At 50.0% G+C, this 23,488-nt stretch carries 20 protein-coding genes; 10 read left to right on the forward strand and 10 right to left on the reverse strand.

The genetic code is table 11. The annotated features are described in order from the left end of the window. The first annotated feature begins 32 nt into the window (after positions 1-32). The 7 genes from rlmH (at position 33) to GQE98_RS02145 (ending at position 8,882) form a co-directional block, all read left to right on the forward strand. The gene (rlmH, locus tag GQE98_RS02115; RefSeq protein WP_161313891.1) at positions 33-491 is read left to right on the forward strand and encodes a 23S rRNA (pseudouridine(1915)-N(3))-methyltransferase RlmH; all 459 of its coding nucleotides are present in this window, start codon (positions 33-35) and stop codon (positions 489-491) included. A 42-nt stretch (positions 492-533) separates the two neighbouring features. Next, positions 534-2,117, forward strand: a complete 1,584-nt coding sequence (gpmI, locus tag GQE98_RS02120) for a 2,3-bisphosphoglycerate-independent phosphoglycerate mutase (RefSeq protein ID WP_161313892.1) — start codon at positions 534-536, stop codon at positions 2,115-2,117. A gap of 70 nt (positions 2,118-2,187) precedes the next feature. Next, complete coding sequence (locus tag GQE98_RS02125; RefSeq protein WP_161313893.1) at positions 2,188-3,423, forward strand: murein hydrolase activator EnvC family protein; 1,236 nt, start codon at positions 2,188-2,190, stop codon at positions 3,421-3,423. Continuing rightward, positions 3,423-4,715 (forward strand): S41 family peptidase, encoded by a 1,293-nt coding sequence (locus GQE98_RS02130; RefSeq protein WP_161313894.1) that lies wholly within the window; start codon positions 3,423-3,425, stop codon positions 4,713-4,715. Before GQE98_RS02125 ends, GQE98_RS02130 begins: the two co-directional genes overlap by 1 nt. A gap of 90 nt (positions 4,716-4,805) precedes the next feature. Continuing rightward, positions 4,806-6,596 carry a divergent polysaccharide deacetylase family protein gene (locus GQE98_RS02135; protein WP_161313895.1) on the forward strand — a complete coding sequence of 597 codons (1,791 nt, stop codon included), beginning with the start codon at positions 4,806-4,808 and terminating at the stop codon, positions 6,594-6,596. A 9-nt stretch (positions 6,597-6,605) separates the two neighbouring features. Continuing rightward, a complete protein-coding gene (locus tag GQE98_RS02140; RefSeq protein ID WP_161313896.1) occupies positions 6,606-7,085 on the forward strand; it encodes an RNA pyrophosphohydrolase in 480 nt (159 codons plus the stop codon). 336 nt (positions 7,086-7,421) lie between these two features. Beyond that, entirely contained in the window at positions 7,422-8,882 is a 1,461-nt protein-coding gene (locus GQE98_RS02145; RefSeq protein ID WP_161313897.1) for a PilZ domain-containing protein, read from the forward strand. Between the two features lie 47 nt (positions 8,883-8,929). Here GQE98_RS02145 and GQE98_RS02150 read toward each other — a convergent pair whose 3' ends face one another. The 8 genes from GQE98_RS02150 to GQE98_RS02185 all read right to left on the reverse strand — a co-directional run bounded on the left by GQE98_RS02150 (position 8,930) and on the right by GQE98_RS02185 (position 19,272). Continuing rightward, positions 8,930-10,390, reverse strand: a complete 1,461-nt coding sequence (locus GQE98_RS02150; RefSeq protein ID WP_246157143.1) for a sensor histidine kinase — start codon at positions 10,388-10,390, stop codon at positions 8,930-8,932. 138 nt (positions 10,391-10,528) lie between these two features. Further along, positions 10,529-11,857 (reverse strand): NAD(P)/FAD-dependent oxidoreductase, encoded by a 1,329-nt coding sequence (locus tag GQE98_RS02155; RefSeq protein ID WP_161313899.1) that lies wholly within the window; start codon positions 11,855-11,857, stop codon positions 10,529-10,531. A gap of 130 nt (positions 11,858-11,987) precedes the next feature. Next, on the reverse strand, positions 11,988-12,389 hold the full coding sequence (locus GQE98_RS02160) for a F0F1 ATP synthase subunit epsilon (RefSeq protein WP_161313900.1): 402 nt from the start codon (positions 12,387-12,389) through the stop codon (positions 11,988-11,990). A 26-nt stretch (positions 12,390-12,415) separates the two neighbouring features. Then, positions 12,416-13,837: a F0F1 ATP synthase subunit beta gene (atpD, locus tag GQE98_RS02165; protein WP_161313901.1), complete on the reverse strand. Its 1,422-nt coding sequence runs from the start codon at positions 13,835-13,837 to the stop codon at positions 12,416-12,418. A 50-nt stretch (positions 13,838-13,887) separates the two neighbouring features. Further along, on the reverse strand, positions 13,888-14,766 hold the full coding sequence (locus GQE98_RS02170) for a F0F1 ATP synthase subunit gamma (RefSeq protein ID WP_161313902.1): 879 nt from the start codon (positions 14,764-14,766) through the stop codon (positions 13,888-13,890). Positions 14,767-14,797: 31 nt separating this feature from the next. After that, complete coding sequence (atpA, locus tag GQE98_RS02175) at positions 14,798-16,327, reverse strand: F0F1 ATP synthase subunit alpha (RefSeq protein ID WP_161313903.1); 1,530 nt, start codon at positions 16,325-16,327, stop codon at positions 14,798-14,800. Further along, entirely contained in the window at positions 16,327-16,887 is a 561-nt protein-coding gene (locus GQE98_RS02180) for a F0F1 ATP synthase subunit delta (protein ID WP_161313904.1), read from the reverse strand. The genes atpA and GQE98_RS02180 overlap by 1 nt, the downstream gene beginning before the upstream one ends. 204 nt (positions 16,888-17,091) lie before the next feature. Further along, positions 17,092-19,272, reverse strand: a complete 2,181-nt coding sequence (locus GQE98_RS02185; RefSeq protein WP_161313905.1) for a primosomal protein N' — start codon at positions 19,270-19,272, stop codon at positions 17,092-17,094. Positions 19,273-19,337: 65 nt separating this feature from the next. On the opposite strand from GQE98_RS02185, the gene fsa reads away from it, so the two are divergent. From fsa to GQE98_RS02200, 3 genes are read left to right on the forward strand one after another with little or no spacing between them, the layout of a single operon-like run. After that, complete coding sequence (gene fsa, locus GQE98_RS02190; protein ID WP_161313906.1) at positions 19,338-19,997, forward strand: fructose-6-phosphate aldolase; 660 nt, start codon at positions 19,338-19,340, stop codon at positions 19,995-19,997. Between the two features lie 22 nt (positions 19,998-20,019). Further along, on the forward strand, positions 20,020-20,745 hold the full coding sequence (locus GQE98_RS02195; RefSeq protein WP_161313907.1) for a DUF484 family protein: 726 nt from the start codon (positions 20,020-20,022) through the stop codon (positions 20,743-20,745). Between the two features lie 2 nt (positions 20,746-20,747). Further along, positions 20,748-21,665, forward strand: coding sequence for a tyrosine recombinase XerC (locus GQE98_RS02200; protein WP_161313908.1), 918 nt, complete (start codon positions 20,748-20,750; stop codon positions 21,663-21,665). A 5-nt stretch (positions 21,666-21,670) separates the two neighbouring features. On the opposite strand, the gene GQE98_RS02205 is transcribed toward GQE98_RS02200, so the two are convergent. Further along, entirely contained in the window at positions 21,671-22,870 is a 1,200-nt protein-coding gene (locus GQE98_RS02205) for an MFS transporter (protein WP_161313909.1), read from the reverse strand. Positions 22,871-22,873: 3 nt separating this feature from the next. Continuing rightward, complete coding sequence (locus GQE98_RS02210; protein ID WP_161313910.1) at positions 22,874-23,473, reverse strand: glutathione S-transferase family protein; 600 nt, start codon at positions 23,471-23,473, stop codon at positions 22,874-22,876. Positions 23,474-23,488: the final 15 nt, after the last annotated feature.

Raw genomic sequence — 23,488 nt, forward strand, 5'->3', positions numbered from 1 at the left:
AGGGGTTAGTTTCTACGCTCGAAGGAAAGTGGATGCGCCTTGTTATTGCCAGTGTCGGCAGATTTCGGGGCGGCCCACTGCAGGCGATGTATTCTGAATATGCAGGCCGTCTGCCCTGGCCCCTCGACCTGAAGGAAGTCGAGGAGAAAAAACCGCTCAAAGGGGAAAAGCGCAAAAGCCGCGAAGCAGAGCTTTTGATGGGAGCCGTTCCCAACGGCTCAACCCTAATCGCCCTTCATGAGAAGGGCAAAAACATGACAAGCCCGGAATTCGCCAGAATGCTCGGTCAATATGCCGATGACGGCGTGCAGACGGTCTCTTTCCTGATTGGCGGCGCGGATGGGCATAGCGCAGATACCTTGGCAAACGCTGACAGATTGTTATCCCTGGGCGCCATGACGTGGCCTCACCTGATGGTCCGCGGCCTGTTGGCGGAACAGCTTTACCGGGCCTCGGCTATTCTGGCAAACCATCCTTACCATCGTGCATAATTATAATGGAATCTTAATTTTAACGGGACTATAAAGACGATTATGAAAAGCCATTCTGATCATTCATCCACACCACGCCCCGTTATGCTGTGCATTCTTGACGGCTGGGGCCATAGCGAAACAGACCTCAACAACGCAATCGCAGCCGGCGATACACCAAATTGGGATCACATGCTGGCGACCCGGCCACATAGTCTGCTTGGCACTTCTGGCGCAGATGTTGGATTACCGGAAGGGCAGATGGGCAATTCTGAGGTCGGACATATGACCATCGGTAGTGGCCGCGTTATTCTGCAGGACCTGCCGCGGATCAACCACGAGATTGAAACCGGCGCGCTCGCGCAAAATCCAGACCTTCTGGATGTTATTGCAAAGCTGAAAGCATCAGGCGGTCGCTGCCATATTGCGGGTTTGTTGTCGCCAGGCGGCGTGCACTCCCATCAGGATCATATGGTGGCACTCGCCAAAATCATGGATGACGCCGGTATTGAAGTTTACCTGCATGGCTTTATGGATGGCCGCGACACGCCGCCGACAAGCGGCGCGGGCTATACAAAAGATGTGGTGAAAGAGCTTGCCGCCCTCAAACATGCAAAGATTGCAACGCTTGTTGGGCGCTATTTCGCGATGGATCGCGACACCAACTGGGACCGCGTTGAAAAGGCCTACAACGCGATTTTCCTAGGTGAAGGAGAGATCTTCAGCGATCCTGTTGCGGCGCTTGAAAGCGCATATGAGGCTGGTGATACAGATGAATTCTTCAAGCCGCATACAGTCAATGGGTATGAGGGAATTCAGGATGGAGACGCGTTCATCATGGCTAATTTCCGTGCCGACCGTGCACGGGAGATACTGACAGCCATCACCGAAGATGGCTTCAGTGATTTTGATCGCAAAAAGCGGCCGCAACTCGCCGCTGTCAAGGGTATGGTCGAATACTCAACGGCTCTTGCCGACGCTGTCCCGGCCCTCTTTCCTCCAGTCGACGTTAAACATACTTTAGGGGAAGTCGCGGCAAAGGCGGGCAAAACGCAGCTACGCATAGCGGAAACCGAAAAATATGCCCATGTAACCTTCTTCCTCAATGGCGGCGAAGAACAGGAATATGACGGTGAAGAACGCATACTCGTACCAAGCCCTAAAGTTGCGACCTATGACTTAAAGCCGGAAATGTCCGCGTACGAAGTCCGGGACAAGCTGATAGAAGCAATACAGGCTGATAAGTTCGATCTGATCGTCGTCAATTTCGCTAATCCGGACATGGTAGGGCACACTGGCGTAATGGACGCCGCCATCAAGGCCGTAGAAGTGATCGATGAGTGTATAGGCAAGCTGTCTGAGGCAATAGAAGCCGTCGGCGGTGCAATGCTGATTACGGCGGATCATGGCAATATTGAAGTGATGCGTGATCCGGCCACAGATGCCCCATATACCTCCCATACGACAAATCTTGTACCGCTCGTCCTTGCTGTTGGCGAAAAAGATGCCAAGTTAAGCAAAGGAACCCTGGCTGATCTGGCTCCGACAGTCTTGACCTTGATGGGGCTGGACATTCCATCAGAAATGACCGGTAAAAATCTTGTGCATGAAGCGGGGGGGCTGGTAAACGACCGTGTTGCTTCCTGAGTTCAGTATATCCCGGTTTTGTAGGATTTTTCGGCCAGTTGCTCTCGGTTATATAGGCCTTTCATTAGTAATGCCTGCGCTCGCTGGCGCGGCTTCACCGGATAACGATCTCAGAAAATTACGGGATGCATTGACCGCGTCGGAGAGCCGACAGGAAACCTTTGCAAGCCAGCTCGAAAATCTTGACGGTGAAATCAAGGCTCTTAAACGTAAACTCGTAACGGCCGGACAGAAATTGACTCTTCTCGATCAAAACCTTGTCGACGTTGAAGAGCGCCTTGATCATATCCAGCAGGTTGAGGAAGAGACGCTTGACGATCTTTCCAAAAGAAACGCAGATCTTGCCGTAACTCTCTCTGCCCTAATCAATCTCAGCCGCCAGCCGGAAGGAACTTTGATGGGGAACCCAAGCGGCCTTGTAGATAGCCTGCGAGCCTCCTCACTCCTGCAATCGATCCTACCTAAACTTAAGAAAGAGGCGGACCAGCTCTCGGTGCAGCTGGATACACTGGCCAGTTTACGCAAACAATATGCAGCAGAAAAAGCGGAGTTCAGTGCGCTACGTGAGGAGCGCATTGCGGAGCAGGATAAACTTGACCAACTGTTCGCCGAAAAAAGCAATGCACAGGCAAAAATTGCAGATGCACGCCAGACTGAGCAAGAAAGGCTGCAAAAACTGACCGCGGATGTACGCGATACCGAAGCGCTCATGTTACGGTTGGAAGAAGACAGGGCTCGTCAGCGGGCTGCCGAACAAGCACGGCTTCAGCGTGAAATCGCTGAAAAAGAGAAACAGGCTTTGGCCGCCCGGGAGGCGGCAGAGGCAGAGAAATCAAAGGAAATAGCGGTCGCCCCTTCGAGTATATCGCCAAAATTGGCCAGCCTTGGCCCGGCGCCCCGCTTTATGGACGCCAAAGGATTGCTTCCATTTCCCGTAGGTGGAAAAATTGTTACAAAATTTGATGAAAGTGACCAGGCGGGCCACAAAAAGGGGATTGTTATTGAAACCCGGCCCGAGGCTGCCGTAATCTCACCTTTTGACGGTCAGGTCGCCTTTGCTGGTCCATTCCGGCATTATGGATTACTGCTGATTATTGACCATGGCGATGGATATCATACACTGTTGGCTGGTATGGGATCTATCGACGGAACAGTAGGCCAACTATTGCTTGCCGGGGAACCGGTTGGGCAAATGAAAAAGAGTAGTAAAGAAAAACCAAAGCTCTATATGGAGCTTAGAAACAACGGTGCGCCAATTGACCCTGTCCCCTGGTTAATGGCGGCGAATAGAAAGGTTAGCGGATAATGAGACATGTTGTAACAGGTGTGTTGGCCGCGGCGGTACTAGTGCTGTCGATAGCCATCATTACGACACCAGAGACCCGCGTTGAGGCCAGTTCCGAAACCTACCGCCAATTAAATCTATTCGGTGACGTGTTTGCAAAAATTCGCGAAGATTATGTAGAAGAAGTCGACGATGAGAAATTGATTGAGGCGGCTATTAACGGGATGCTCAGTTCACTCGACCCCCATTCGAGTTACCTTAATCCAAAAAGTTATGACGGCATGAAAGTGCAGACGCGCGGCAAGTTTGGCGGGCTAGGCATTGAAGTGACTATGGAAAACGGCTTGGTTAAAGTCGTTGCCCCAATTGACGAAACTCCGGCCGCGAAAGCCGGCATTCTCGCGGGGGACTATATCACGCATCTTGACGATGAACCGGTTCTTGGCCTCACCCTTGCCGAAGCGGTGGAGAGAATGCGCGGGCTTGTCGATACCGATCTCAAACTTACGATCCGTCGCGCGAGCGAAAAAGAACCGCTCGATATTACTCTGACCCGCGCCATTATCACGGTGCAATCCGTTCGTGGCCGGCTAGAAGGTGACGATATCCTTTATGTCCGGATCTCAAGTTTTACCGAACAGACCGACGATGGACTTCGCAAGACAATCGAACGACTGAAGAACGAATCGGGAGATAACTTCAAGGGACTGATTCTCGACCTTCGCAATAATCCCGGTGGCCTACTTGATCAGGCAATTGCTGTCTCCGATGACTTCCTGGAGAAGGGCGAGATTGTTTCCACCCGCGGACGCAAATCTGATGATGCCCAACGCTATAATGCCAAGCCTGATGATATCGTCGACGGCAAACCGATCGTCGTCTTGATAAACGGAGGATCGGCGAGTGCATCGGAGATTGTTGCGGGTGCTCTTCAGGATCATGGCCGCGCTGTTGTTCTTGGTACCAAGAGTTTTGGCAAGGGATCTGTCCAGACTATTGTTCCTCTTCAGGGCAACGGGGCAATGCGGATGACTACCGCTCGCTATTATACACCGTCCGGCACGTCTATTCAGGCGAAAGGAATTGTACCTGACATTGAGGTAGAGCAAGCAAAGCTTGAAGTGCTGGAACAAGCTGGAGGCCGATCAGAAGCCGATCTACGCAACCATCTGGAAAATGGAAACGAGACTGAACTGCCAATAAGCGGTGAGGTTGACGGTGATACTGAGCCGGAAATACTCGACTATCAGCTACTTCGCGCGAAAGATCTCTTAAAAGGTGTCTGGCTTTTTGCCAAAAAGGATGGCAAATAAATACATGTAAACCATAGTCCTTCCGGCGACTTAGTCAGGGTCCGGCAAAATCATTTGCGCCGGCAGGATCGAAAATACCGGCGGATTACTTTGGGAAATCTGATTAAAGACGATACTTCTAAACCGGCACCTAAAAACAAGGTGTCGGTTTTATTTATAGGCGCCTTGGCGGTTATCCTGGCTATTGTTGGCGTTATAAGCTGGAGTTTCTTCGGTAAACATACCCAACAAATACCCCCTGTCACAACAGCCAGCACAGCGATTGAGGCGCCGGTCGAGGTACTGCCGGATCGGATTCCCGCTCCCGAAATGCCTAAGGCGATTGAGCCTCAGCCTCAAATTCCGCCAGAGCCTGCGGACCGCGAAGTTGAGTTGGAAACAGAGTCAGCTTCAAAACCGGATACGACCCCCTCCACTCCGGAAATTCCCGCTAATGCAGATAATGACAATACGGTGGATGAAGCTGACAAAACACCAACGGCCAAAAGCAATTTTACCGAAATGTCGGAAGCGGGTTTAGAGCCGCCTGCACACCAGGACGATACCAAAGCACCTGAATTAACAACTACACCGGAAATCATCCCATCCCAAACCCCGGAAAAGCTCACGCCACCTGACAAGCCCGTGCAGGATGTTGAAGCCCCTAATGACAGGGATACTGTCACCCCATCCCAAACGGAGATGCCAGAAGAAATAGAAAAACCGCATATTTTAACAGAAGAAGCACCAATTGAGACCAGTACATTTCCGCCTTTGCAACAGACTACGGATACCGTTCTTCCAGAATCGCTAGAAAAAGAGGAAAAAGACCAAGAATCCGGAGTGCCGGAGGACATGTCCCGTGATTTATCCGAGGGTGATGTGGAGCCCGATACGCCGTTTAGCTCTGATTTAGAGATCATGGAACCGCCGGTATCTTCAGTGGAAGATGCTGAACCCGAGAGTTCAGGGAGAATTTCAGAAGAAACAGATGGGGCGTCCGAAAAGACGGAACATACTGACGTCAGCATATTGAACAGATCGCCGCACTTTTCTCCGCCGGGAATAGACGTGGCACCCGAAGAAGAAGAAGAAGAAGAAGAAGTAGACAGCTCCTCTGAAGCGGTGAATACGGCAGATACCGAAATTACAGAGCGCGCGGCGGAAGTTTCACCCACAAAAATATTACCTCCCTGGCAGAAATTTGCGGCACCCTTTAATCTTCTTGATGACCGTCCACGTATTGCGATTGTAATCAGTGAAGCTGGCATGAATGCATCTCGGACAAGGGAGGCCATTGAAAATCTTCCTGCCGCCGTAACACTCGGCTTCAATCCCTATGGACGAAACCTCCAAACTCTCGTCGATCAAGCGCGCGACGCCGGTCACGAAGTGCTGCTCCAGCTCCCGATGGAACCCGTCGGCTATCCAAACATCAATCCGGGACCACAAGCCATGCGGACTGATTTAAGCGAAGACGAAAATCGCAAACGCCTGGACTGGGCTCTTAACCGGTTCACTGGGTACGCGGGAATAACCAACCAGATGGGTTCTAAATTCACCGCGGATGCGGAGAGTATTTATCCGATTTTGACTATAATTAAGGAACAAGGGTTCCTTTATCTTGATAGCCGTACGGCAAGAAATAGTGTTGCCGCGAAAATTGCAGAACAGCTCGATATTCCTGTTGCCATTAACAACCGTTTTCTGGATCATAAGGCAGATGGCGCGCTTATCGATACACGCCTTGCCGAACTGGAGGCAATCGCCCACAAGACAGGATCAGCAATCGGGATAGCCTATCCCCATAGTGAAACATACCGACGCCTCATGGCTTGGGCGAAGAATTTGGATCAAAAAGGACTGGTCCTTGCGCCGGTTTCGGCTCTTACCAAAAGATAAGGACGTCAAATGACTGCGACAGTTTTTAATGAAAATCTTCCTTACCGTCCCTGCGCGGGAATGATGCTCCTTAACAAAAAAGGCCAGGTATTTGTCGGTCGACGTCTCGATATGGTCACTGAACATTGGCAAATGCCGCAAGGCGGCATCGACCCCGGGGAGGAACCATTAGAAGCTGCCATACGCGAGCTTGATGAAGAGATTGGCACACAAAATGTCGAGCTTATTCGGGTACTCGAAGATTGGTTGACCTATGATTTGCCTGACGATCTGATTGGTAAGGTTTGGAAGGGAAAATATCGGGGTCAGAAGCAAAAATGGTTCCTGTTTCGCTATTTAGGTGAGGACCAGGACATCAATATTGAAACGGATCACCCGGAATTTTCTGAATGGAAGTGGGCCGAATTTTCAGATTTACCGAGCTTAATCGTGCCATTTAAGCGTGATCTTTATGAGACAATTTTAGAAAAATTTTCCCCTTTTGTCTGACCCTTACCCCCTGGCAAGGCACCCCGCCACTACAATTTGTGGTGAATTTTTTAAATATGCGCTTAAAAATATCCATATATAGTATTCATATCCTTGGTTAATAAATAATATCTTATCTGGTTGTCTTTCCATTTAAGATACGATTATAATCTTAACTAATTGTTAACCGTAATTAATTGTTAAGGTTAACAGTAATGGTTAATTTTTGAATACGCAGGCGGCTACCTGTTATTTCTTAGATAGTCCGTTGAATTCATATTCTTAACCGATTGAAAAAAGTGAATACTACATTTAGGTTTATTTAATTTTATCCAGTAATCGTTTAGTGAGCGTAACATGAAACATTATGAAGAACTTACCGGGGGTGAGGGAAGACGGGTTTTTTATCGCGCCGAACGGTTCGAAGCAAAAACCCTGATGAGCAGTATTTCTCCGGTCGTCAAGGTAGACGATAAAGCCTTTGACCTTTTTGACATCAGCATGAGCGGAATTAGCTTTGTAAGTCCGCAGAACTTCTCCTGGCTCGAAGAGATGAATAAGGATGTCCCGCTAAAGCTTAATCTTGGGGCAACAGAAATATTTGTGGGCAATGGCAAGATCCGCCGTATCGAACCGCATGAGAATCAACATAAAGTAGCTATTGAGCTCACAAAGGGATTTCTTGACATACGGAGAATCCTGGATCAGCACGATGATCTGGCCCTACAACAGGCCGTTACCGCTGGACTTTCAGATCAGTCACATCTGGTTCCAGCGGCGTATAAAGAAGCAATAGGCGACGCTGTCTATATGCTCCGCTCTATTCATAAAGTATTGGATAAAGTCGAAACAGACCTTAACAAGGAAGATTCCCGTCGGGACGAACGGATAAAAGATATTATCCTCGCTTGCGAGACAAAAGCACTGGCCCGATGGACAGAAATCTCCAAAAAATGCCTTAAAATCACGAAAGAACTTGGCGACGACAGCGCTGCAATAGCAGCCACCAAAAAGTATACGGAGCTGGTTTTAACGCCGGAGCTACTTCCCGGTGCAAGCTGGAATAGGTCCTATATGAAACCGCTTGGATATCCGGGCGATTACCAGGTTATGAATTATGCCTACAACCTGGCCCTAGAAGGGGATACCGCGTATGCGAAGTTCTGCCATCGACTGGGGACATCTACGGGCGAGTTTATCACGACGCGCATGACCATGACGAAACAGGCCATCGCCAAGCTGAGTAACAAGGCGGCAGAACGAGGCCAGAAAAGTTTTAGGGTTGCAAGTCTCGGTTGCGGCCCGGCCCAGGAAGTAGCGAACTTTCTGAGATCAATGTCCCTACCGTTGACAATGGAATTCACCCTGATTGATCAGGATCATGATGCCCTCTCTTATGCCTATAACAGTACGTATCCTCAAGTCGCCCGACTGGAAGGCAAGGCATCTGTCAAATGCCTGCACGCAACTTTCCTGGAGTTTCTCGCGACAGGAAAACTTTTCCGTAAACTGGAAAAGCAGGATCTTATCTATGCTGTTGGCCTTGCCGATTATCTTGGCAAGAAAAGGGCGACGAGAATGGTTAATGACTTGTATGCCAACCTCGCACCTGGCGGAACACTCATTATTGGCTGCATGAGAACGTCGGATACAAGCTTGGAATGGCAAGTCGAGTATGCCGTAGACTGGACGTTGGTTCACCGCAACGAAGAAGAAATGCTGGAACTCGCGCATGATCTTGAAAAAGAAGCTACGCGCGAAATAGCTATTGATTCAACAGGTCATTGCCATCTTTTGATTGTCACCAAGCCGCTATAGTTGCTTAACTGAGGGGGGCGGCAGAATTTTAAGGATTTTGCTGTCCCTTATCCGCGCGCGCGCAGTATCTTGTCTTCTCCGCCTGAATATTGATGTACCAATCTCTTTTTTGGGAATTCTACGATGGCAACCGTACCCTCACCCAGTCGGCTTTCAAGAGTAACGGTACCACTGTGCAACTCCATTATATTTTTGGTGAGAGGCAGGCCCAGGCCTGTTCCTTCATAGTTTCGAGCCATTGAGCTTTCGATTTGTACGAAAGGTGCAAAAACTTTCTCTATGTTCTCAGGATCTATTCCAATCCCGGTATCCTTGATCCGAATAGAAAGATTACCCGATGGCATTTCTTCAAAGCTGATAGCAACCGACCCGCCTTTATGGGTAAATTTCACGGCATTGGAGAAGAGATTGAGAAACACCTGAGCAAGAAGACGCGGGTCACCAACCATGTGATAGTCTTGTACTGGAACATCAAATGCAAGGCGCACACCGCGTTCTGCAGCATGGTCTCGAATAATCCTCAAGGTCGAATTGACGATATCGACAATGGATACTTCCTCTTCCTGCAACATCAATTTACCGGCCTCCGCCTTCGATAGGTCGAGAATATCGTTTATGATGCTGAGGAGATGCTGCCCGCTAACATTAATATCCTTTGAGTATTCTTTATATTGGTCCCTGCCAAGCGGACCAAACATCTCTTTTTCAAGGATTTCAGAGAAGCCGATAATGGCATTGAGCGGTGTCCGCAATTCATGGGACATGATCGCGAGAAATTCAGATTTAGAGTGGTTAGCTGCCTGTGCTTTCTCAGCCAGGATATCACTCTTCACCCGTTCTTCGTCGAGCGTTTTCATATTAATAAAATCTCGGCGCTGCGCAAGTTCCTGAAAATATGCAGCAAATACCCCCATACCGGCAGCGGTCAAAAGAAAGAAGTCATTAGCCATCAGGATGAGTAACGGAATCGGATTAAGCCAGATTGCTGAAATATGATATGTAACGATAAGAAAAGCCGTTACGAATGTTGCATAGAGAAATCGCGTTGGTGGCAGGCAACAGCAGAATATGATAAGTGGCGTCAGGCCCGCATAGTATAGATAGTTTCCCGGCTCATCCGCAATCGCGGTCATGACGATGATGCTTACCCCTGAAGCAAGCATGCAGAATGCCGCACCTGGTTGGGCAACGGTCACATAGTACCGAGTATATGTCAGGAAAAAAGTAATCAGGAATATTGGAATTGCCACGCAGAACCTGATAAAAAAGGCAGTTTCAAATACTTCCGGAATTGCATAATAATCAAGAATTGAAAAACAGGCGTAGATAACGACAGCAGATAACAAAGACAAGCGCATCACGACCAGTGAGCGTCCGACCGCTGCGTCGTTATAATCACTTTCGACCTCGCGATCTATAAAACGCAAAGAGAACCTATTAAGCTCCGTTCCGTCGAATACGGATTGAATCGTCGCAAAATGTCCTAGTAAATGCACTTTCGCTGCCATTCCTGATTGCGCGTAAAAAGATCTTAGTAAAAAGATACTGAATGGTGGTTAATATTCTCTTAAATAAGAGCTTAACTAGCAGCAACACCGAAAAACAATCATTGATATTATTTACATAATTCAATTCTAAGCACTTTATTACTTAGCGGATTTACCAACAATGTACTTAAAAAGCCATTTCGGATGATAAAGCGATTTTTGCTCCTCTACCAAATGCACAATCTGGTAAAATCGTTCAATCACATCAGTGGAAGATGACGCCATTACCAAGCTCTTCAGGCCATTCTTTAACCTGAGCCCATAGGGTTTCTCACCGACTGTCATCGGGTATCGAAAATCTTGCCCTAAAGCCAAATCCCAAGGTGTTGCAAATATTTTGCGAAGAGCCTTAAAATAGGATTTCTTGAGAATTTCCAGATCATCAGCGTTGCAGAAGTTAGTCGCTTTACTCAATCGACTAAGCGAGACAACGGATAAGGCCGCAACGCTCATTCCCTGACCAAACAATGGGTTTAGGCTGGTGTTGGTATCACCAACAGGCAATATCCCCAATGGAAATGCTGGTAGTTCGTCATAATGGCGCCATTGCCCGTGGGGAAATTTATGAAGACGGATTTCGCTAAGTAACCTGGCGTCCTTGATCGCGTCATATATATCCGGCTGTGGTAAGGACTTTGCGAAATCAATAAATCCTTCCACATCCGCCGGAGGATGTTCATTATGATATCCAGCTAAGGTGAGCAACCATTTGCCATTCTCCACACGGACAAGGGTACAGCCCCGTATTTCGGACGGTCCCTTGGGATAAACCAGAATACTTTTCCAATCACGATCCGCTGCGGGAAGCTCCAACTGACAACTAGCATACCCGAGATCAACCTTAATGTGATCTTCAGGAACATCGCCAAACCCATTCCGTTTTAACCAGCGTGGAAGGATACTGCCCCGCCCCATCGCATCAATAAAAAAATCTCCGAATATTGTCTCATCATTCCCGGCTGGATGCTGAACAATAACCGCCGAAATTCTGTTCCCCATATCATCTAAAATGAAGTCCTTAACCCGGCATTGGGTTCTGAACTCTACATTCGGCAGCGCCCTGACTTCTTCTCGTATACAGCTTTCGAGCAGCGGGCGTGTCTGGAAATAGATAGTAAGCGCCCCATCGAAACGCGGCATCCAGTTTTTATTTATATACCAACGAACTTCGCGGGAAAAATTACAGGAGACAGCACCTGCCTCCTCCAGACGACGCGGTAAATCAGGAAATAATTCGGTAAGCGCATCACCGCCACCTTTTAGCAGCCCATGGACATGGTTCGCCTGAGGCGTTCCTTTCCGTACTTTTTGGCCGCATCCAATCTGATCCGGCTCTAGGATCAAAACTCTATCAAATTTTGTGGCAAGAGCCTTTGCGGTGGCCAACCCGGCAATACTGCCGCCTGCAATGATTACGGTCCTAGTCATCACGTTTTATACTTCGTCAAACAAACTGAAACAGTCCCCATCACCCTTCGATGACCTTAACATGCCTTGACCCTACCAACAACAAAGGGGCCAGAAGGCCCCTTTATTTCGTATAATTTCCCGAATGCGATTACATCATTGCGTCGAGAAGCTGTTGCAAATGGTCTTTATTCTCAGACGCACGACGACGCGTTTCGTCGTCTTTTGCATCTTCCTCATCTTCGCGCGCATTCTGGATACGCTGTTCCAGATTTCCACGGTCCAAGTCAGCCACATAGACGGCCTCTTCAGCGAGAACCGTCAACTTGTCATTAGATACTTCGGCAAAGCCGCCATTGACGAAGATACGTTCTTTTTCCGTATCGCCTTCGTAAATACTTATCACGCCAGGGCGCAAGGAAGAGGTGAGAGGTGAATGACCAGCAAGCACGCCGAAATCTCCTTCGGCGCCCGGCAGCACAACCATTTCAAACTCATCCGAAAGCAACAGTTTCTCGGGCGATACCAAATCCATGGTGATCATTTCAGCCATTTCGTTCTTCCTTCAGACAAAGATAATTAGGCTGCTTCCGCGGCCAGCTTCTTCGCCTTTTCAAGTACTTCTTCGATACCACCACACATGTAGAAGGCAGCTTCCGGCAACTCATCATACTCGCCGGCGACGATTTTCTCGAATGCATCAAGCGTGTCTTCAAGCTTCACGAATTTACCAGGAGACCCTGTAAATACTTCGGCCACATGGAATGGCTGACTGAGGAAACGCTGGATCTTACGAGCGCGGGCAACGATAAGCTTATCTTCTTCTGAAAGCTCATCCATACCCAGAATGGCGATAATATCCTGCAATGACTTATATGTTTGCAGTGTTTCCTGAACTTCACGTGCAATTGAATAATGCCGGTCACCAACAACTGCCGGATCAAGCATACGAGACGTGGAGTCGAGCGGGTCCACAGCTGGGTAAATACCAAGCTCCGCGATCTGACGAGACAGAACAGTTGTCGCATCCAAATGGGCAAAGGACGTAGCTGGCGCTGGGTCAGTCAAGTCGTCGGCAGGAACATAAATGGCCTGAACCGATGTAATTGACCCTTTATTTGTTGAGGTAATACGTTCCTGCAGCGCGCCCATGTCCGTCGCAAGCGTCGGCTGATAACCCACAGCTGAAGGAATACGACCAAGAAGTGCGGACACCTCAGAACCAGCCTGCGTGAAACGGAAAATGTTGTCGATAAAGAACAACACATCCTGGCCTTCAACATCACGGAAATATTCCGCCTGAGTTAGACCCGAAAGAGCAACACGCATACGTGCTCCAGGAGGTTCGTTCATCTGACCGTAAACAAGCGCCACTTTTGATTTAGCGCCTTCAAGGTCGATAATACCGCCTTCAATCATTTCATAGTAGAGGTCGTTACCTTCACGTGTCCGCTCACCCACGCCGGCAAACACGGAATAACCACCATGGCCCATGGCAACGTTATTGATCAGCTCCATAATCAAAACCGTTTTACCAACACCGGCACCGCCGAAGAGGCCAATCTTACCGCCTTTTGCATAAGGTGCGAGAAGGTCAACAACCTTAATACCAGTGACAAGAATTTCTGATTCCGTTGATTGGTCAGCGAAATCCGGTGCCTGCGCGTGAATTGGAGCGGATTTGTCCGTTTTAATCGGACCGCGCTCATCCACCGGCTCGCCAACAACATTCATAATGCGGCCAAGAGTTTCCGGACCAACAGGCATGCGGATAGCATCTCCCGTATCCGTTACTTCCTGTCCGCGGACCAGACCTTCAGTTGCGTCCATGGCAATTGTCCGGACGGTGTTCTCGCCCAGATGCTGCGCCACTTCCAGCACCAGCCGCTGGCCATTATTTTCACAATGCAGCGCGTTCAAGATATAGGGCAGCTCTCCCTCAAATTGTACGTCTACGACGGCGCCCAATACCTGGGTAATTTTGCCGACATTCTTTGCCATTTTCATGCTCCCTACAGGGTCACTTCAGTTCTTAACAATCGATGGAGAAGCTACAGGGCTTCCGCACCGGAGATAATTTCAATTAGTTCGCTCGTGATCGCCGCCTGACGCTCACGGTTATATTGCAGGGTCAATTTATCAATCATTTCCCCGGCGTTACGTGTTGCGTTTTCCATTGCTGACATACGCGCACCTTGTTCAGAGGCAGCGTTTTCGAGGAGTGCCCGGAAAATCTGCACTGCTAGATTACGAGGGAGCAATTCTGCAAGAATTTCCTCTTCATCCGGCTCATATTCATAGACAACATCATTTGTTTCTGTCGCTGCGCTTTCAGGTATGGACGCCGGTATAACCTGCTGCCCCTGAACCTCTTGCGTCATGACCGAGACAAATTTTGCATAAAAAATCGTGCAAACGTCAAACTCGTCGGCATCGAACATACCCAACACACGCTGAACAATCGGCTGGGCGTCGTTAAAGCCAATCCGCTTGGAGCCGGAAAGGTCAACAAGATCAATGATCAGATGACCATATTTCCGTTTGAGCGCATCCCGCCCTTTCTTGCCAACACAAAGGATTTTAACATCCTTACCCGCGGCGACAAGCTTATCAACCCTCTGCGAAACAGCTTTGGCGATAGAGTTGTTAAACCCGCCGCAAAGGCCACGCTCGCCAGTAGCGGCAATGATCAGATGCCGCTGGTCTGAACCCGTACCGGCCAAAAGCTTCGGCGCATCATCGCGCCCCGCCATTCCGCTTGCAAGTGACGCCATCATGCTGTCCATACGTTCAGCATAAGGACGCGCAGCGTTGGCAGCTTCTTCCGCATGGCGGAGTTTCGCTGCCGCCACCATCTTCATGGCTTTGGTGATCTTCTGCGTTGATTTAACGCTGCCGATCCGATTTTTGAGTTCTTTAAGGTTCGCCATGTTACGGCTATCCCTTTCCTAAGCTCAACTTTTACGCAAACGTCTTCGAGAAGCCGTCAAGAATATCATTTAACTTCGCTTCACTATCACTGGAAAGCGCGCTTTCTTTCAGGATAGTATCCAGAAGATCCTGATGTTTGGCATGCATTTCAGAGAGAAGCTGCTTTTCAAAGTCACCAATCTGGGCAACTTCGATCCGGTCAAGGTACCCCCGCACACCGGCGAAGATCACAACAACCTGCTCTTCCATGGTAAGCGGGCTGTATTGTGGCTGTTTCAGCAATTCAGTCAGACGTGAACCACGTGCCAGCAACCGTTGTGTAGCAGCATCAAGATCAGAACCAAACTGCGCGAAAGCAGCCATTTCACGGTACTGCGCCAATTCCAGCTTAATAGAGCCAGAAACCTGCTTCATGGCTTTCGTCTGCGCGGAAGAACCCACACGAGACACCGACAGGCCAACGTTAATTGCAGGACGAATACCCTGATAGAACAATTCTGTTTCCAGGAAGATCTGTCCGTCCGTAATCGAGATCACGTTTGTCGGGATATAGGCCGAAACGTCACCTGCCTGTGTTTCAATAACCGGCAATGCCGTCATCGAACCGGACCCATTATCTTCGTTCAACTTAGCTGAACGCTCCAACAAACGAGAGTGGAGATAGAAAACGTCGCCTGGATATGCTTCACGTCCTGGTGGGCGACGAAGCAGCAGAGACATCTGACGATAGGCAACGGCCTGTTTGGACAGATCATCATAGATAATCAGTGAATGCATTCCATTATCGCGGAAATATTCCGCCATGGCGCAGCCTGTAAAAGGTGCGAGATACTGCAGCGGCGCCGGGTCAGACGCGGTTGCCGCAACGACGATGGAATATTCCAGCGCGCCGTTTTCTTCCAATGTTTTCACAACCTGAGCAACGGTAGAACGCTTCTGGCCAATCACCACATAAACGCAGTAAAGCTTCTTGCTTTCATCATCCGTTGCATTAACAGATTTCTGATTGAGAATGGCGTCAACCGCAACAGCCGTCTTACCAGTCTGGCGGTCACCAATGATCAATTCACGCTGGCCACGACCAACCGGGACAAGGCTGTCAATTGCCTTGAGACCCGTCATCATCGGCTCATGCACTGACTTACGCGGCATGATACCGGGTGCCTTCACATCAACACGACGGGTTTCCGTTGCATCGATCGGGCCTTTGCCATCGATCGGATTACCGAGACCATCAACGACGCGACCCAGAAGGCCTTTGCCGACACCGGTTTCAACAATCGCACCAGTCCGCTTCACCGTATCGCCTTCGCGAATGTCACGGTCGGAACCGAAAATCACGACACCGACGTTATCGGTTTCAAGGTTCAGGGCCAGCCCCTTAATACCGCCAGGGAATTCGACCATTTCACCGGCCTGAATATTGTCCAGGCCATATACGCGGGCCACACCGTCACCGACGGAAAGCACCTGACCAACTTCTGAGACTTCAGCTTGCGTGTCGAAACCCGCAATTTGTTGTTTAAGAATTTCGGAAATTTCTGCGGCGCGGATGTCCATCACCCAACCCCTTTCATCGCAAACTTAAGATTCTGAAGTTTAGTCCGGATCGAATTATCGACCATACGTGAACCAACCTTTATTACTAGGCCCCCGATCAGGCTCTCATCAACATCTGATTCGAGACTGACATCACTGCCAATGGCAGATTTTAGGGCCGATGACACAGCGTTTAGCTGACTTTTAGTGAGTTTCCTTGCGGAACTGACCCGGGCGACAACTTCACCACGTTCAGCAGCAAGCAACTGCCCATAGGCTCCAATCATGCCGGGCAGCGCAAAAAGCCGGCGGTTCTGTGCGACGGTTCCGATGAACCGGCGAACCAGATCGCCTACCCCTAATTTTTCAAGGACAGCCCCCATCGCACGCGCCTGCTCGGCACGGCTGACTATCGGACTCTTAACCAGACGGGCGAGATCTTCATTCTCGTCCATCATGGACTTGATTGTCGCCAGATCGGCGGCTACGGCATCGAGCTCTTTGGCTGAAACAGCCAAATCAAAAAGAGCCGTTGCATAACGACCCGCGATACCGGAAACTGTTATGTTCTCAGCTGACAAGAAACGATCCCCAGACCTGAAAAAAAAGACGTGAAATACGTCCAACTAAATTGAATTCCCCCTCAAGCACAAGGCCCCTTTCGGGTCCCCATCGTTGAGGCATCGGGTTATTAGCACAGGGAAATCCGGGTGGCAATATGCAGCACACCAGTTTATTCACCAAATTTCCTCTTTTACGAGTCGGATGAGCAAAAAAACCCATCATTACATGAAATTATACGGGTCAATATCAATCTGCATCCGGATATCACTCGGTACTTTGTACCCTTGCAGCCATTTCCCGAGAACTGACTGTATATTAATGTCCCTCGCGCATTTTACTAAAAACCTGTAGCGATGCCGTCCACGGATCATCGATAAAGGCGCTGGTGCCGGGCCCAACACCGTAATTTTTTCCCCCATTGGCGCCCGTCTCGCCAGACCGGCAGCGAATCTTGCAACTGATTCGGCATTTGCCCCTGACAAGATCAGAGCCGCCAGCCTACCATATGGAGGCATCCCTGCACTTTCCCGGCCCTCAGCCTCGAGCGCGAAGAAGTCATCCCCCTGCTGATGGACAATGGCGTCTATTACAGGATGTTCCGGAAGATAGGATTGCAGATATACTGTCCCAGGATTGGTTTCCCGACCCGCCCGCCCGGTAACCTGAGACAAAAGCTGATAAGTTCGTTCCGCAGCGCGCAGGTCTCCACCCGAGAGCCCCAGGTCCGCGTCAATGATCCCGACCAGGGTCAGGTTTGGAAAATGATATCCTTTTGCGACGATCTGCGTCCCGATCAGGATTTCAATCTCACCACTCTCCATCGCAGCGACAAATTCCGATGCAGCACGCGGGCTTGAAATCGTATCACTCGCCATCATCGCAATTTTTCGGTCCGGAAAAAGTGCCTCCGCCTCCTCTACCAAGCGTTCGATACCCGGGCCGCAGGCTTTGAAGCTTTCTTCGGCTTCGCACTCACTGCAACTTTTAGGTAGAACGGTTGAATACCCACAATGATGACATTGCAATCGGTTCATCAGGCGATGCTCAACCAGCCAGGCGCTGCAATTCGGGCATTGCAGGCGATGCCCACAAGAATCACATAACGTGAGCGGCGCATAGCCGCGCCGATTAAGGAACAGCATCACCTGCTGCTTTTTAGAAAGTGTTTCTTCTATCGCGACGCGGAGAGGTTCAGAAATCCAACGCTGCGATCCGGGGCTATTTAGCTTCAGATCAATGACGTTAACGTTGGGGAGTGTCGCCCCGCCATAGCGGCTGGGAAGTTTGAGATGTTCATACTTGCCCATTTTTGCATTCATCAAACTTTCAAGTGACGGCGTTGCCGAAGCGAGAACCACCGGAAAGCTTCCAATTTTGCCGCGCACCACAGCCATATCGCGAGCGTTATAAGGGACGCCTTCATCCTGCTTGAAAGAAGATTCATGTTCTTCGTCTACGACAATGAGACCGAGCTTTGCAAAGGGCAGGAATAAGGCGGAACGGGCCCCGAGGACGATACCCGCCCGCCCTTCAATCACAGCGCGCCAGTTACGGCGACGCGCGGACTGGCCAAGGTCCGAATGCCATTCCACCGGTCTGACACCAAAGCGCTCCTCGAACCGAGCGAGCAACTGAGCCGTTAAAGCGATTTCCGGGAGGAGCACCAGTGATTGACGCCCCTCTTTGAGACAGGCGGCGATGGCCTCAAAATAAACTTCTGTCTTGCCAGATCCCGTCACCCCTTCCAATAAGGAAACCCCAAATTCATGACTTCCGACAGCAGAAGCAAGAAAATTTGCAGCCGATACTTGATCGGGCGATAACTCAACTTCGGCAAATTGTCCGTCGGGTACCTCGATTGGGCTTTCCGCTGGCAAATCCACAGTCTCCAAAACGCCTTTTTCTGCGAGCCCCTTGATCACAGAGACACTTACGCCTGCGATGGCGGCGATATCGGTCGCTGTTTGCGCCCCGCTTTCGGAAACAATGTCCAGAACCCGCCTCCGCGCTGCAGTGAGCTTTTCCGGGACCTTATTTGTAAAACGGTATCCGGTGCGCGGTGCTTTAGGATAAAGAGCATCCGGCACACTCATTGCCATACGGAGCACCTTGCCCCGACGCTGCATCGTGTATTGGGAAACCCAATTGATAAACTTCAGGCTTTGTTGTGGAAGTTTTGCACAAGGAAGAACGGCAAGAATATCTTTCATCCTCTCTTCTGCAAGATCAGAATCAATCGCCTCTTCCCAGACAACCCCCGTCACTTCTCTCCGACCAAGAGGAACGGTCACAAAATGCCCGATTTCTACATCCAGAGAGGCAGGCGCGCGATAATCATAAACGTCCCCAATTGAAAGAGGTAGAAGAACGCGGACGCGACGATGTTTAATTGTGCTGCTCATATCTATGCGATAGACTATTCTGGCATTTTGAACCAGTGATTAGGATTAGGATTTAAGAATTACCCATGAAATTTTTTGTTGATACAGCGGATACGGAAGAAATTCGCGAGCTTGCCGACACCGGCCTTCTGGACGGCGTGACAACCAACCCATCGCTCGTCGCAAAGACTGGTCGCGATTTTTTTGAAGTTATACGGGAGATTTGCGGCCTCATCGATGGTCCGGTAAGTGCCGAAGTTGCGGCGACTGAATTCAAGGACATGCTGGAAGAAGGGAAAAAGCTCGCTGACCTCGCAGGAAACATTGCCGTCAAAGTACCCTTGACCATGGCTGGCCTTAAAACCTGCGCCGAACTCAGCCGGGCGGGCACACAGGTAAATGTAACCCTATGCTTTTCCGCGGCCCAAGCCATTTTGGCGGCAAAAGCTGGCGCCACATTTGTCTCTCCTTTTGTTGGACGCCTGGACGATATTGGCCAGACTGGTATGGATCTCATTGGCGATATTGTCCAAATCTATGACAATTATCCGGATCTTAAAACCGAAGTTCTGGTCGCGTCTATCCGCAACCCAACTCATATCGTAGATGCCGCCCTGATGGGAGCGGATGTCTGCACCATTCCACCTAGTGTATTAAAACAGCTGGTCTCACATCCGCTAACGGATAAGGGACTCGCTGCCTTTCTTGCGGACTGGGAGAAAACAGGCCAAACTATCCTCGGGTAACAGTCAAGAGTGAGTGGATTTTGTGACGAAAACTTCAGACAAGAAAGTCAGCGCTGGTGATACCGCAACCCGTCAGTTGACAGAAGAGGAGGTGCGGAACTGGTTGATCAATCATCCGGACTTCCTCACAAATAATGCTGATCTGCTCACTACCGTGATCCCACCAGAGCGCGTTTCAGGTGATAGCGTTGTCGATATGCAGTCCTTTCTTGTAAATCGCCTTCAAAAAGAAGTAACTCACCTAACGATGCTTCAGGACGATTTTGTTGAAGCTGCGCGCATCAATATGCACACACAGGATATGGTGCATGCCTCTATACAGGCGATCCTCTGTGCGTCCAGCCTGGCACATTTTGTCCATATACTTACTCAGGATCTACCGGAGTTATTGGAGATCGATGTCATCACGCTCTGTGTGGAAGATGGCCCGATCCCACTTCCTGACATGACCGGATTGCAGCGCCTGAAAGAAGGTAGTATCGATCGGGCTCCGTGGCGTAACCAGGTCATACTTCTGCGGCCGGATGCCCCAAAATCAAAGGCAATTTTCGGGCCCGCCAAGGATCTTGTTCAATCTGATGCCCTGATAAAACTCGAAGTTCCGTCTCTTCATGCCCAGGCAATGATCGCCTTCGGCAGTCGTCAGGAAGGTCATTTTCACGAAGATCAAGCAACGGACTTGCTCCTGTTCCTCGCTATTGCCATTCAATCCTGCCTGCAAATGTGGCTGGAGCAGAAACCGGCATAGGCATGGCAACAACCCCGCCCCTCAGTCATGCTTTTAACAACTGGATCGACTGGCTTGTTCATGAGAAGAAAGCTAGCCCCCACACTGTCCAGGCTTACGAAAGGGATATGCGGGATTTTTTGGGCTTTATCACCGGACATATTGGTAATGAGCCTGACCTGAAAGATCTGGAAAAACTGCGTGCTGCTGATTTTCGTGCTTATCTGGCATATCGACGGCAAGAAGGGTTGACCGCAGTTTCCCTCCGGCGGGTGCTTTCCTCAATCCGCAGCTTTTTCAAGCGCCAAGAACGGGATGGATTTTTACATAATCCATATCTTAAATCCCTGCGAACGCCTAAGGCGGGCAACAAGCTGCCCCGCCCCCTTTCCGTTGTCGATACCAAGAAGTTACTTGAGGATACTTCAAACTCCCTTGAGACCAACTGGATACGTTATCGGGATCTGGCTGTCCTGACATTGCTTTATGGTTGCGGTTTGCGTATTGGTGAAGCGCTGTCGCTTAATTTCAGTGAGAGGCCGACTAGCGATATCATGAGAGTTATCGGTAAAGGAAACAAAGAGCGCATGGTGCCGGTTCTGCCGGCAGTCCGAGATGCCCTTTCCCTTTATATCAAGGAATGTCCATTTCCCCTGTACGGTTCAGGGCCTCTTTTTGTCGGCCGTCAGGGTAAAAGGTTGAACGCCCGGAGCATTCAGTTGAAGATGCAAACACTTCGCCGTAACCTCGGTCTTCCGGAAACGGCAACGCCGCATGCGTTACGGCACAGCTTTGCCAGCCACCTACTTGGTGGCGGTAGTGATTTAAGGTCTATTCAGGATCTGTTGGGCCATGCGTCACTCTCTTCCACTCAACGTTATACCGATCTTGATACGGAAAAGCTGCTGGCTGTGTATGACAAGGCGCATCCCAAAGCTTAAGCCTGCTATTTCTTTGTCAGCCGAAGGGCGAATGGGCCAAGCAAGGTTATCGCCCCCATGGAGATAAACATCAGGCCCCAGCCCATGGTGGTTTCCGGACCGCCTGCCTTATCAAGCACAATACCGGCAACAACCGGCCCGATCATGCCACCGCCGAATCCGAGGAAACTATGTACCGCCATGGTCGCTCCCCGAAGGTCGGCAGGCGCACTACTCACTGCACCAGCCGTAAGGGACGAAGAATCAGCCGTGATCATAATGCCGTAGAGAGCGGCCATCGCCACAACAAAAACAAAAGGCATATTTGCCGTAAACCCGATGGTGAATGAAAATGCGAGACAGCAAATCATAATCAGCGTTATAGAGCGTTGCCGCCCAATTTTGAGAGAAAGCTCATTCCCAAGCACGCTTGACGGAAGGCCAAGAAACACCGCCGCCGCCGTTATCACTGACACATCCATCCAGCCCGGCGCATCAGTAAGTGCATGAGAATACGCAAGAAAGGCGAGCATAAAGGAACGCATCGCAACCAGTTCCCACGTATGACAAACATAAGCCAGGACATACCCCATACTGAAACGGTTCGCTACCACCGGTGCATAATTAAAAATTTGCGACCAGGGCCTTTGTGTCAAAAGACGCTTCGGTGAAGTTGCGATGTATATGATCGCTATCGCGATCGGCGGGCCTGCAATAACCGAAACTAGTGCCTTTTCCCATCCCAGCCAGAGTTCAACCTGCCCGACAAGAAGAAAAGAGACGGCGGAGCCCGTTGAAAAACTCGCTGTATAAAATGCAATAGCGCGAGATTGATCGCCTGACGGCAGTCTATCCGTAAGCAGTTTCAAGCCCGGCATATAAGTACAGCCAAGTCCGGCGCCTGAAATAAACCGCCAGGGTAAGGATGAATAAAATCCATCCGCATAAAAAGCAAAACCATAAGCCCCGACAAGAGCCAAAACACAACCCGTTAGAAAAACCTGACGCGCATCAAGACGATCAGTCAACGACGTTGCGAACGGGCCAATTAACGTAAAGCCAAAGAAAAAGGCCGCATTTATCCAGCCCGCATCTTCCCCTGACAACTGCCAGTGATCAAAGAAAAAGGGGGTCAATGCCGGAAAGGTGGCGAAGGATGACATCGCCACTATTTCCGCGATGCAGAGTGCAAACGTCAGCCGGGGCCCGCTAATGGCCGTACTCATGTGTTAGGCCGGAGCTGTCTGCGCCATAGAGGTGCGAGCGGCGAAACGCTCATACCATTTGGTCAGCGTCGGTCGGCCATTGCGCCATTGTTCGTCACCAAACCGAAAATCATGGTAGCCGAGCGCGCATCCGACGGCGATGGTACCGATATTAACTTTATCGCCGTAGCTTTCCGCCTGCCGTTCCATCTCATCCAGGCAATTCTCCATGGAGAGTTTCAATCGGTTACACCAGCTTGGAGATCCTTCTCCTGCCGGCATGATACTGTCCATACGCCGCTGATAAGCCGCATCCGTCATACCGTTCGCCATTTCATGAAGTGTCAATACCTGCCACCGCTCGGGTCCTGCCGCAGGAAACAGCGACGGGCCACTCCCAATACTGTCGAGATACTCGCAGATCACAAAAGAATCAAAAAGAACATCCCCGTTCTCCAACGTTAGGCTGGGCACTTTGCCAAGAGGATTCGCCGGATTGATACCTTTGAACATGTCGCTATGGTCAGAATCGACAATTTCGATTTTATCCATCAGGTTAAGTTCCATTGCCGTAACTCTGACCTTGCGAACAAAGGGAGAAAGAGCGTTATAACAGAGCTTCATGGCGTCTCCTTGGGG

It is taken from the genome of Sneathiella litorea, assembly GCF_009882915.1.
Taxonomy (GTDB): Bacteria; Pseudomonadota; Alphaproteobacteria; order Sneathiellales; family Sneathiellaceae; genus Sneathiella; species Sneathiella litorea.

Bases quoted from the DNA above. Each gene is read 5' to 3' on its own strand.
- GQE98_RS02130 (WP_161313894.1), top strand. From the start codon at position 3,423: ATGAGACATGTTGTAACAGGTGTGTTGGCCGCGGCGGTACTAGTGCTG.
- gpmI (WP_161313892.1), top strand. From the start codon at position 534: ATGAAAAGCCATTCTGATCATTCATCCACACCACGCCCCGTTATGCTG.
- GQE98_RS02205 (WP_161313909.1), bottom strand. From the start codon at position 22,870: ATGAGTACGGCCATTAGCGGGCCCCGGCTGACGTTTGCACTCTGCATC.
- GQE98_RS02150 (WP_246157143.1), bottom strand. From the start codon at position 10,390: ATGGCAGCGAAAGTGCATTTACTAGGACATTTTGCGACGATTCAATCC.
- fsa (WP_161313906.1), top strand. From the start codon at position 19,338: ATGAAATTTTTTGTTGATACAGCGGATACGGAAGAAATTCGCGAGCTT.
- GQE98_RS02140 (WP_161313896.1), top strand. From the start codon at position 6,606: ATGACTGCGACAGTTTTTAATGAAAATCTTCCTTACCGTCCCTGCGCG.
- GQE98_RS02145 (WP_161313897.1), top strand. From the start codon at position 7,422: ATGAAACATTATGAAGAACTTACCGGGGGTGAGGGAAGACGGGTTTTT.
- GQE98_RS02160 (WP_161313900.1), bottom strand. From the start codon at position 12,389: ATGGCTGAAATGATCACCATGGATTTGGTATCGCCCGAGAAACTGTTG.
- atpA (WP_161313903.1), bottom strand. From the start codon at position 16,327: ATGGACATCCGCGCCGCAGAAATTTCCGAAATTCTTAAACAACAAATT.
- GQE98_RS02155 (WP_161313899.1), bottom strand. From the start codon at position 11,857: ATGACTAGGACCGTAATCATTGCAGGCGGCAGTATTGCCGGGTTGGCC.
- GQE98_RS02125 (WP_161313893.1), top strand. From the start codon at position 2,188: ATGCCTGCGCTCGCTGGCGCGGCTTCACCGGATAACGATCTCAGAAAA.
- GQE98_RS02185 (WP_161313905.1), bottom strand. From the start codon at position 19,272: ATGAGCAGCACAATTAAACATCGTCGCGTCCGCGTTCTTCTACCTCTT.
- GQE98_RS02210 (WP_161313910.1), bottom strand. From the start codon at position 23,473: ATGAAGCTCTGTTATAACGCTCTTTCTCCCTTTGTTCGCAAGGTCAGA.
- rlmH (WP_161313891.1), top strand. From the start codon at position 33: ATGCGCCTTGTTATTGCCAGTGTCGGCAGATTTCGGGGCGGCCCACTG.
- GQE98_RS02200 (WP_161313908.1), top strand. From the start codon at position 20,748: ATGGCAACAACCCCGCCCCTCAGTCATGCTTTTAACAACTGGATCGAC.
- GQE98_RS02170 (WP_161313902.1), bottom strand. From the start codon at position 14,766: ATGGCGAACCTTAAAGAACTCAAAAATCGGATCGGCAGCGTTAAATCA.
- atpD (WP_161313901.1), bottom strand. From the start codon at position 13,837: ATGGCAAAGAATGTCGGCAAAATTACCCAGGTATTGGGCGCCGTCGTA.